Source organism: Enterobacter sp. 04-C-12-SI-ECC (assembly GCF_047530715.1).
Taxonomy (GTDB): Bacteria; Pseudomonadota; Gammaproteobacteria; order Enterobacterales; family Enterobacteriaceae; genus Enterobacter; species Enterobacter bugandensis.
Genome location: NZ_JBLKDI010000039.1, coordinates 1 through 9,812, shown reverse-complemented (window position 1 = coordinate 9,812; position 9,812 = coordinate 1). Strand labels below are relative to the sequence as shown.

The 9,812-nt window shown below is 56.9% G+C and carries 10 protein-coding genes and 2 pseudogenes; 10 read left to right on the top strand and 2 right to left on the bottom strand.

What is annotated here, in order from left to right; genetic code table 11:
* From ACMWL8_RS24835 to ACMWL8_RS24790, 10 genes and pseudogenes are all read left to right on the top strand, one after another.
* A partial coding sequence (locus ACMWL8_RS24835) for an IS1 family transposase (protein WP_242013471.1) occupies positions 1 to 190 on the top strand: 190 nt, incomplete at its 5' end.
* 370 nt (positions 191 to 560) lie between these two features.
* On the top strand, positions 561 to 1,082 hold the full coding sequence (fecI, locus tag ACMWL8_RS24830; protein ID WP_016151347.1) for an RNA polymerase sigma factor FecI: 522 nt from the start codon (positions 561 to 563) through the stop codon (positions 1,080 to 1,082).
* Positions 1,079 to 2,032, top strand: coding sequence for a ferric citrate uptake sigma factor regulator FecR (gene fecR / locus ACMWL8_RS24825; protein WP_023304425.1), 954 nt, complete (start codon positions 1,079 to 1,081; stop codon positions 2,030 to 2,032). The genes fecI and fecR overlap by 4 nt, the downstream gene beginning before the upstream one ends.
* Before the next feature lie 86 nt (positions 2,033 to 2,118).
* A complete protein-coding gene (fecA, locus tag ACMWL8_RS24820) occupies positions 2,119 to 4,443 on the top strand; it encodes a TonB-dependent Fe(3+) dicitrate receptor FecA (protein WP_022652364.1) in 2,325 nt (774 codons plus the stop codon).
* Positions 4,444 to 4,487: 44 nt separating this feature from the next.
* On the top strand, positions 4,488 to 5,390 hold the full coding sequence (gene fecB, locus ACMWL8_RS24815) for a Fe(3+) dicitrate ABC transporter substrate-binding protein FecB (protein WP_007898890.1): 903 nt from the start codon (positions 4,488 to 4,490) through the stop codon (positions 5,388 to 5,390).
* Positions 5,387 to 6,385 (top strand): iron-dicitrate ABC transporter permease FecC, encoded by a 999-nt coding sequence (fecC, locus tag ACMWL8_RS24810; RefSeq protein WP_004118243.1) that lies wholly within the window; start codon positions 5,387 to 5,389, stop codon positions 6,383 to 6,385. Before fecB ends, fecC begins: the two co-directional genes overlap by 4 nt.
* Positions 6,382 to 7,338 (top strand): Fe(3+) dicitrate ABC transporter permease subunit FecD, encoded by a 957-nt coding sequence (fecD, locus tag ACMWL8_RS24805; protein WP_004118246.1) that lies wholly within the window; start codon positions 6,382 to 6,384, stop codon positions 7,336 to 7,338. The genes fecC and fecD overlap by 4 nt, the downstream gene beginning before the upstream one ends.
* Positions 7,339 to 8,106, top strand: a complete 768-nt coding sequence (gene fecE, locus ACMWL8_RS24800) for a Fe(3+) dicitrate ABC transporter ATP-binding protein FecE (protein ID WP_004152282.1) — start codon at positions 7,339 to 7,341, stop codon at positions 8,104 to 8,106.
* Positions 8,107 to 8,159: 53 nt separating this feature from the next.
* Positions 8,160 to 8,498, top strand: coding sequence for an IS66 family insertion sequence element accessory protein TnpB (tnpB, locus tag ACMWL8_RS24795; RefSeq protein ID WP_028018554.1), 339 nt, complete (start codon positions 8,160 to 8,162; stop codon positions 8,496 to 8,498).
* 49 nt (positions 8,499 to 8,547) lie between these two features.
* Positions 8,548 to 8,806: pseudogene (locus tag ACMWL8_RS24790) on the top strand (IS66 family transposase); the annotation flags it as partial.
* Between the two features lie 22 nt (positions 8,807 to 8,828).
* On the opposite strand, the gene ACMWL8_RS24785 reads toward ACMWL8_RS24790, so the two are convergent.
* Positions 8,829 to 9,107 (bottom strand): EAL domain-containing protein, encoded by a 279-nt coding sequence (locus tag ACMWL8_RS24785; RefSeq protein ID WP_007898884.1) that lies wholly within the window; start codon positions 9,105 to 9,107, stop codon positions 8,829 to 8,831.
* Positions 9,108 to 9,368: 261 nt separating this feature from the next.
* Positions 9,369 to 9,812 (bottom strand): annotated as a pseudogene (locus ACMWL8_RS24780) (IS110-like element IS4321 family transposase); the annotation flags it as partial.

Sequence of the window (9,812 nt, the reverse complement as noted above, 5' to 3'; positions counted from 1 at the left end):
GTATGAATCCCGCCTGAAGGGAAAGCTGCACGTAATCAGCAAGCGATATACGCAGCGAATTGAGCGGCATAACCTGAATCTGAGGCAGCACCTGGCACGGCTGGGACGGAAGTCGCTGTCGCTCACAAAATCGGTGGAGCTGCATGACAAAGTCATCGGGCATTATCTGAACATAAAACACTATCAATAATTTTGAGTCATTACCCAGTTAGCAATAACCCCCGCTTGCGGGGGCCATACCCACCAGGAGCAAACGCAGAAAGCCCGAGATACTTCTGCTGTACCGGGGGCTGGCGACATTTCAGGCAACACTCATAGTTGACATCCTCCCCGCCCTAAAGGGCGGGGAGGATGTCAATAATAGCAGACCACATCATGATGTCATTCTGACCGACAGATGCCAGAAGCAGAGGATCCATCCCATTTTATACCTACCTTATAACACTTAGAAAAACAACATGTTAAAAATGTTTATTGGAAACAATTTTATTTCCAATTGTAATGATAACCATTCTCATATTAATATGGCTACGTGATAATTAACTTTTGATGCACTCCGCATGTCTGACCGTGCCACTTCCACAGCTTCCTTAACGTTCGAGTCGCTTTATGGCACCCATCACGGCTGGTTGAAAAGTTGGCTGACGCGCAAACTCCAGTCTGCCTTTGATGCAGATGACATTGCCCAGGACACTTTTTTGCGGGTAATGAGCAGCGAAACGCTCTCGACGATCCGCGATCCTCGCTCTTTCCTGTGCACTATCGCCAAACGCGTGATGGTGGACCTGTTTCGCCGAAACGCGCTGGAAAAAGCGTATCTGGAGATGCTGGCGCTTATGCCGGAGGGGGTAGCGCCTTCACCTGAGGAACGCGAAAGCCAGCTCGAGACCCTACAACTCGTCGACAGCATGCTGGACGGGCTAAACGGAAAAACACGTGAAGCGTTTCTGCTTTCGCAACTGGATGGCCTGACATACAGCGAGATTGCGCACAAACTCGGTGTTTCCGTCAGCTCCGTGAAAAAATACGTGGCGAAAGCCGTCGAGCACTGCCTGCTGTTTCGTCTGGAGCATGGGTTATGAATCCTTCGTTAACCGATTCCCGCCGTCAGGCGCTGCGTTCAGCTTCCCACTGGTATGCCGTGCTAAGCGGCGAGCGCGTCAGCCCACAACAGGAAGCGCGCTGGCAACAGTGGTATGAACAGGATCAGGATAACCAGTGGGCCTGGCAGCAGGTTGAAAACCTGCGCAACCAGCTTGGCGGTGTGCCTGGCGACGTTGCCAGCCGGGCGCTGCACGATACCCGCCTCACCCGCCGTCACGTGATGAAAGGATTACTGCTGTTGCTCGGCGCTGGCGGAGGCTGGCAACTCTGGCAGTCGGAAACCGGCGAAGGTCTGCGGGCAGATTACCGCACCGCCAAAGGCGCAGTCAGCCGTCAGCAACTGGAAGATGACTCCCTGCTCACGCTGAATACCCAAAGCGCGGCGGATGTGCGTTTTGATGCGCATCAGCGCACCGTCCGGCTCTGGTACGGTGAAATCGCCATTACTACCGCGAAAGATGCGCAGCAACGCCCCTTCCGCGTCCTGACCCGTCAGGGCCAACTCACCGCTTTAGGGACAGAATTTACCGTCCGCCAGCAGGATAATTTCACGCAGCTTGACGTGCAGCAGCACGCCGTGGAAGTGCTTCTCGCCAGTGCCCCCGCGCAAAAACGCATCGTGAACGCTGGTGAAAGCCTGCAGTTCAGCGCCTCTGAGTTTGGCGCAGTGAAACCGCTGGATGACGAGAGTACAAGCTGGACGAAGGGCATCCTGAGCTTCAGCGATAAACCGCTGGGTGAGGTGATAGCCACGCTAAGCCGTTACCGCAACGGCGTGCTGCGCTGCGATCCCGCCGTTGCCGGGCTGCGCCTGAGCGGGACGTTCCCGCTGAAAAATACCGATGCGATCCTGAACGTTATCGCTCAAACGCTTCCCGTTAAAATTCAGTCTATTACGCGGTACTGGATAAACATTTCACCGCTGTAAGAAAAATAATTCTCATTTCGATTGTCCTTTTTACCCTTCTCGTTCGACTCATAGCTGAACACAACAAAAATGATGATGGAGAAGGTATGACGCCGTTACGCGTTTTTCGTAAAACAACACCTTTGGTTAACGCCATTCGCCTGAGCCTGCTGCCGCTGGCCGGTCTCTCGTTTTCCGCTTTTGCTGCACAGGTTGATATCGCACCGGGATCGCTCGACAAAGCGCTCAATCAGTATGCCGCACACAGCGGAATTACCCTCTCGGTTGACGCCAGCCTGACGCGCGGCAAGCAGAGCAACGGCCTGCACGGAGATTACGACGTCGAGAGCGGCCTGCAACAACTGCTGGACGGCAGCGGACTGCAGGTAAAACCGCTGAGAAATAACAGCTGGACGCTGGAGACCGCGCCCGCGCCAAAAGAAGATGCCCTGACCGTGGTCGGCGACTGGCTGGGCGATGCGCGTGAAAACGACGTATTTGAACATGCTGGCGCGCGTGACGTGATCCGCCGTGAGGATTTCGCCAAAACCGGCGCAACCACCATGCGTGAGGTGCTTAACCGCATCCCTGGCGTCAGCGCGCCGGAAAACAACGGCACCGGCAGCCACGACCTGGCGATGAACTTTGGCATCCGGGGCCTGAACCCACGCCTCGCCAGCCGCTCGACCGTCCTGATGGACGGCATCCCCGTCCCCTTTGCCCCTTACGGTCAGCCGCAGCTTTCACTGGCTCCCGTTTCGCTCGGCAACATGGATGCCATTGACGTGGTGCGCGGTGGTGGTGCGGTGCGTTACGGACCGCAGAGCGTGGGCGGCGTGGTGAACTTTGTTACCCGCGCCATTCCGCAGGACTTTGGTATCGAGGCGGGGGTGGAAGGTCAGCTCAGCCCAACCTCTTCACAAAACAACCCGAAAGAGACGCACAACCTGATGGTGGGCGGCACAGCGGACAACGGTTTTGGCACCGCGCTGCTCTACTCCGGCACGCGCGGCAGTGACTGGCGCGAGCACAGCGCCACCCGCATCGACGACCTGATGCTGAAAAGCAAATATGCGCCGAATGAGGTGCACACCTTCAACAGCCTGCTGCAATATTACGATGGTGAAGCCGACATGCCCGGCGGCCTGTCCCGCGCGGATTACGACGCCGATCGCTGGCAATCCACCCGCCCGTATGACCGCTTCTGGGGCCGTCGCAAGCTGGCGAGCCTGGGCTACCAGTTCCAGCCGGACAGCCAGCATAAATTCAACATTCAGGGGTTCTACACCCAAACCCTGCGCAGCGGCTACCTGGAGCAAGGCAAACGCATCACCCTCTCGCCGCGTATCTACTGGGTGCGCGGTATTGAGCCACGCTACAGCCAGAGCTTTATGATCGGCCCTTCCGCGCACGAAGTGGGCGTGGGCTATCGCTATGTGAATGAATCAACGCATGAAATGCGTTACTACACCGCCACCAGCAGCGGGCAGTTGCCGTCCGGCTCAAGCCCTTACGACCGCGACACGCGTTCCGGCACCGAGGCGCACGCCTGGTATCTGGATGACAAAATCGACATCGGCAACTGGACCATCACGCCGGGTATGCGTTTCGAACATATCGAGTCATACCAGAACAACGCCATCAAAGGCACGCACGAAGAGGTGAGCTATAACGCACCGCTTCCGGCGTTGAACGTGCTCTATCACCTGACTGATAGCTGGAATCTTTATGCAAACACTGAAGGCTCGTTCGGCACCGTACAGTACAGCCAGATTGGCAAGGCTGTGCAAAGCGGCAATGTGGAACCGGAAAAAGCGCGAACCTGGGAACTCGGTACCCGCTACGATGACGGCGCGCTGACGGCGGAAATGGGGCTGTTCCTGATTAACTTTAACAATCAGTACGACTCCAACCAGACCAACGACACCGTCACTGCACGTGGCAAAACGCGCCATACCGGGCTGGAAACGCAGGCACGTTACGACCTGGGTACGCTAACGCCAACGCTTGATAACGTTTCCGTCTACGCCAGCTATGCGTATGTGAACGCGGAAATCCGCGAGAAAGGCGACACCTATGGCAATCAGGTGCCATTCTCCCCGAAACATAAAGGCACGCTGGGCGTGGACTACAAGCCGGGCAACTGGACGTTCAATCTGAACAGCGATTTCCAGTCCAGCCAGTTTGCGGATAACGCCAATACGGTGAAAGAGAGCGCCGACGGCAGTACCGGCCGCATTCCCGGCTTCATGCTCTGGGGCGCACGCGTGGCGTATGACTTTGGCCCGCAGATGGCAGATCTGAACCTGGCGTTCGGTGTGAAAAACATCTTCGACCAGGACTACTTCATCCGCTCTTATGACGACAACAACAAAGGCATCTACGCAGGCCAGCCGCGCACGCTGTATATGCAGGGGTCGTTGAAGTTCTGATGTGTTAACGCCCGGCTTGCCGGGCTTTTAGCTGGAATGTGACTATGTTGGCATTTATCCGTTTTCTTTTTGCAGGCCTGCTGCTGGTGATCGGCCACGCCTTTGCCGCCACGGTTCAGGACGAACACGGCACGTTTACACTCGATAAAACGCCACAACGGATTGTGGTGCTGGAACTCTCGTTCGCCGATGCGCTGGCCGCCGTGGACGTCAGCCCGATCGGTATTGCCGACGATAACGATGCAAAACGCATCCTGCCCGAAGTGCGTGCGCACCTGAAACCGTGGCAGTCCGTCGGAACGCGCGCGCAGCCGAGCCTGGAAGCCATTGCTGCCCTGAAACCAGACCTGATCATTGCCGACAGCAGTCGCCATGCGGGGATTTACACTGCCTTGCAGCAAATCGCGCCGGTACTGCTGCTTAAGTCCCGCAACGAAACCTACGCTGAAAATTTGCACTCAGCGGCTATCATCGGCGAAGTGGTAGGTAAAAAACGAGAGATGCAGGCGCGTCTGGAACAACATAAAGAGAAGATGGCGCAGTGGTCCAGCCAGCTTCCCACAGGGACACGCGTGGCCTTTGGCACATCACGCGAACAGCTATTCAACCTGCATACCCAGGAGACCTGGACCGGCAGCGTGCTGGCTTCTCTGGGGCTGAACGTTCCCGCTGCGATGGCGGGCGCGTCCATGCCGTCCATCGGCCTGGAGCAACTGCTGGCGGTCAATCCTGCCTGGCTGCTGGTTGCCCACTATCGCGAAGAGAGCATTGTTAAACGCTGGCAACAAGATCCGCTCTGGCAGATATTAACCGCCGCGCAGAAGCAGCAGGTTGCTTCAGTCGACAGTAACGCCTGGGCGCGGATGCGCGGTATTTTTGCCGCAGAGCGTATTGCCGCTGACACGGTAAAAATCTTCCACCATCAGCCGCTTACCGATGTGAAATGACCGCGCTAAAACACCCGGTGCTGCTGTGGGGGCTTCCCGTTGCAGTACTTATTATTATTTTCTGGCTGAGTCTGTTTTGCTACTCGGCCATTCCTGTTTCCGGAGCAGACGCAATCCGCGCCCTGCTGCCTGGACACACGCCAACGCTACCAGAAGCGCTGGTGCAAAACCTTCGTTTGCCGCGAAGCCTGGTCGCCGTTCTGATCGGCGCAAGCCTGGCGCTCGCGGGCACGCTGCTGCAAACCCTGACCCACAACCCAATGGCCTCTCCTTCACTGCTCGGCATTAACAGCGGCGCGGCGCTGGCTATGGCGCTTACCAGCGCGCTGAGTCCGACGCCGGTTGCAGGCTATTCCCTGTCGTTCATCGCGGCATGCGGGGGCGGCGTGAGCTGGCTGCTGGTCATGACCGCAGGAGGCGGGTTTCGTCATACCCAGGACAGAAACAAACTGATCCTCGCGGGTATCGCGCTGTCGGCCTTTTGTATGGCCCTGACCCGCATCACCCTGCTGCTGGCCGAAGATCATGCTTACGGCATCTTTTACTGGCTGGCAGGCGGAGTGTCCCACGCCCACTGGCAGGATGTCTGGCAGCTCTTGCCGGTGGTGGTCACTGCAGTCCCTGTCGTGTTGCTGCTGGCGAATCAACTGAACCTGCTCAACGTCAGCGACAGTACCGCCCATACGCTGGGAGTGAACCTGCCGAGACTACGTTTGATCATCAATATGTTAGTGCTGCTTCTGGTTGGCGCGTGCGTCAGTGTGGCAGGTCCGGTGGCGTTTATCGGCCTGCTGGTGCCACATCTGGCGCGCTTCTGGGCAGGCTTCGATCAGCGCAACGTACTGCCGGTGAGCATGCTGCTGGGGGCCACGCTGATGCTGATGGCAGATGTACTCGCACGCGCGCTGGCCTTCCCCGGCGATCTGCCCGCAGGCGCAGTGCTGGCGCTGATTGGCAGTCCTTGCTTTGTCTGGCTGGTGAGGAGGCGAGGATGAAAATTGCGCTGGTCATTTTCATCACCCTTGCCCTGGCAGGTTGTGCGCTGTTATCACTCCATATGGGGGTGATCCCCGTGCCGTGGCGCGCGCTGCTGACCGACTGGCAGGACGGACGCGAGCATTATTATGTATTGATGGAGTACCGACTGCCGCGCTTGCTGCTGGCACTGTTTGTCGGTGCAGCCCTCGCCGTGGCGGGCGTGCTGGTACAGGGGATTGTGCGTAACCCGCTAGCATCACCGGATATTCTCGGCATTAACCATGCCGCCAGCCTTGCCTCTGTGGGAGCACTGCTTCTTATGCCATCACTATCCGTGATGGTGCTGCCGCTGCTGGCCTTTGCGGGCGGTATGGCGGGGTTGATCTTGCTGAAGATGCTGGCAAAGACCCACCAGCCGATGAAGCTGGCGCTCACCGGCGTGGCGCTTTCCGCCTGCTGGGCGAGCCTGACGGATTACCTGATGCTCCTGCACCCGCAGGATGTAAACAGTGCCCTGCTGTGGCTGACGGGTAGCTTATGGGGGCGCGACTGGCACTTTGTGAAGATTGCCGTGCCGTTGCTCATTCTGTTTTTGCCGCTGAGCCTGCGCTTTTGTCGCGATCTCGACCTGCTGGCGCTGGGCGATGCACGAGCAGCCACGCTCGGCGTGTCGGTTCAGCGCACCCGGTTCCAGGGGCTGATGCTGGCTGTCGCGATGACAGCAACCGGCGTGGCCGTCTGTGGCCCGATAAGTTTTATTGGTCTCGTCGTGCCGCACATGGTGCGCAGGATCGCCGGCGGGCGTCACCGCTGGCTGATGCCCGTTTCGGCCCTGACGGGCGCGTTGTTGCTGGTCATTGCCGATCTGCTGGCACGAATCATTCATCCGCCGCTGGAGCTTCCGGCAGGCGTGCTGACCGCCATTATCGGCGCACCGTGGTTTGTCTGGCTGCTTGTGAGAATGCGATAAATGAGATTACGTACTGAAAATCTGACCGTCAGCTATGGCGCACAAACCGTGCTGGATGGACTTTCTCTCGCCCTGCCTGCCGGAAAAATCACGGCCCTGCTCGGCCCTAACGGTTGCGGGAAATCGACGCTGTTGAACTGTTTTTCTCGCCTGTTAACACCAGACTCTGGCGAGATATTGCTTGATGAAAAACCCATAGCCGGTTTTTCCGCCCGCCAGCTGGCTCGCCGCCTGGCTTTACTGCCGCAACACCATTTATCCCCCGAGGGGATCACTGTACGGGAACTGGTTTCCTACGGCCGCAGCCCGTGGCTGTCGTTGTGGGGGCGACTCTCCGCGGAAGACAACGAGCGGGTCAACGTGGCAATGAGTCAGACCCGGACGCGCAATCTGGCTGACCGCAGGTTAACCCAGCTTTCCGGCGGCCAGCGCCAGCGTGCGTTTCTGGCGATGGTGCTGGCACAGGATACCCCACTCATTCTTCTTGATGAGCCTACGACCTACCTCGATATCAATCATCAGGTTGAACTGATGCGCCTGATGGTTGAACTCAAAAGGCAGGGGAAAACCGTAGTGACGGTACTCCACGATCTGAATCAGGCCAGCCGCTATTGCGATCATCTGGTGGTACTGGCAAGCGGTCGCGTGATGGCGCAAGGTGCTCCGGAAGCAGTGATGAAACCAGAGCTTCTAAAGACGGTGTTCAGCGTAGAAGCGGAAATCCATCCCGAACCGGTATCTGGCAGACCCATGTGTGTGGTGAAGTAGTCTGGCGAAGTCATAAGGATCATCACAGGACAGATAAAGGAAGTGATAACCACCTGCCAACAGGCACCAAAATCTGGCTGGTTGCCGGTATCACCGACATGCGCAACGGCTTCAATGGTCTCGCCGCAAAGGTGCAGACGATGCTGAAAGATGACCCGATATCCGGCCATGTCTTCATCTTCCGGGGCCGCAGCGGCAGTAAGGTCAAACTGCTGTGGTCCACCGGCGACGGGCTGTGCCTGCTGACCAAACGGCTGGAACGCGGCCGCTTCGCCTGGCCCTCTGCCCGCGATGGCAAAGTGTTCCTGACCCCGGCGCAGCTGGCAATGCTTCTGGAAGGCATCGACTGGCGGCAGCCTAAAAGACTGCTTACGTCCCTGACCATGTTGTAGGCCTCTTTATCCTGGTTGTCGTTGAATAAGCCTGGTAAAATGCGGGCTTATGAACAACACCTCCCCCTGACGACATCCTTCTGCTGAAACAGCGCCTGTCCGAACAGGAAGCGCTGAACCGCGCCCTGCTGGAAAAGCAGGCCGACCGGGAGCGCGAAATAGACCATCTGCAGGCGCAGCTGGATAAGATTCGCCGGATGAACTTCGGCAGTCGTTCTGAATAAATCTCCCGCCGCATCGCGCAGATAGAAGCCGACCTGAACCGGCTTCAGACAGAAAGCGATACGCTGACGGGTCGGGTTGCCGATACGGGCCGGGCCCCGTATCGTTTTAACCCTGAATATTCATCGCAGATATTGTTTCGGGTTTTCCGGTATACCAGCCCTGAACTAGGTAACCGGGGCCAAGAGAACGGACGAATTCAAACTGTCCTGGCGTTTCCACCCCTTCAAACACCAGTGGTTTGCCAGTACCACGTAACCCTTTCACCACAGAAACAAGTAGCGCTCGCTTCACCGGGTCATCAATATTGGCAATAAAAATACGGTCTATTTTTATCTCATCGAAATCCAGTACCGTCAGCCATTCAATATGGGGGCCGCTTGGCAAACGGAATCTATGGTCACTCCCGTTTTTGCAACACCGATTTTGACGACAAGTTGGCTTGCTTGAATCTATCCGGCGTCTGAATGGGATTTTATTCCCGCGCCTTGATGAGTTCCGCGCCTGATGAACCTCCAGAAAATATACGGCTTCAATGAGCCTTTCCGTTTTACAGGTTCCTCAACAGGCCGGTGGGCCGTTAGTATCATCAATATCAGTATTCGCAAAACCAGATCAGTAATTCTTTAAACCGGTGTATTTCTGCCGTTATGCTACATAAGTTTGCTGTCGTGCCGTTAGGGCCCAGGCTATTCTGGCCAGCTTGTTTGCCAGAGCACAAGTGACGACAAAGTTGCTTTTCCGGCACAGTAAATCCCTGACCCAATCGGCCAATTTGCCAGACTGGTGTTCCAGTTTTTGTATGAATACCCTGGCACATTGAACCAACAAAGTTCGGATCTTTTTATTACCTCGCTTACTAATTCCCAGCAATGTCGTCCTACCTCCCGTGCTGTACTGCCGAGGTACAAGCCCTGTTGCCGCCGCAAAGTCACGGCTGCTGGCGTACTGCTTCCCGTCGCCAATCTCAGTTGAAATAGTACTCGCTGTCAGTGTTCCGACGCAGGGAATGCTCAGCAAGCGCTGTCCAACCTCATCTTCGTCCAACTTTCGTTTCAACTGGGATTCCAAATCTTTAATCTGCTCAACAAG

Bases quoted from the DNA above. Each gene is read 5' to 3' on its own strand.
- fecE (WP_004152282.1), top strand. From the start codon at position 7,339: ATGAGATTACGTACTGAAAATCTGACCGTCAGCTATGGCGCACAAACC.
- fecA (WP_022652364.1), top strand. From the start codon at position 2,119: ATGACGCCGTTACGCGTTTTTCGTAAAACAACACCTTTGGTTAACGCC.
- fecI (WP_016151347.1), top strand. From the start codon at position 561: ATGTCTGACCGTGCCACTTCCACAGCTTCCTTAACGTTCGAGTCGCTT.
- fecB (WP_007898890.1), top strand. From the start codon at position 4,488: ATGTTGGCATTTATCCGTTTTCTTTTTGCAGGCCTGCTGCTGGTGATC.
- fecD (WP_004118246.1), top strand. From the start codon at position 6,382: ATGAAAATTGCGCTGGTCATTTTCATCACCCTTGCCCTGGCAGGTTGT.
- fecR (WP_023304425.1), top strand. From the start codon at position 1,079: ATGAATCCTTCGTTAACCGATTCCCGCCGTCAGGCGCTGCGTTCAGCT.
- fecC (WP_004118243.1), top strand. From the start codon at position 5,387: ATGACCGCGCTAAAACACCCGGTGCTGCTGTGGGGGCTTCCCGTTGCA.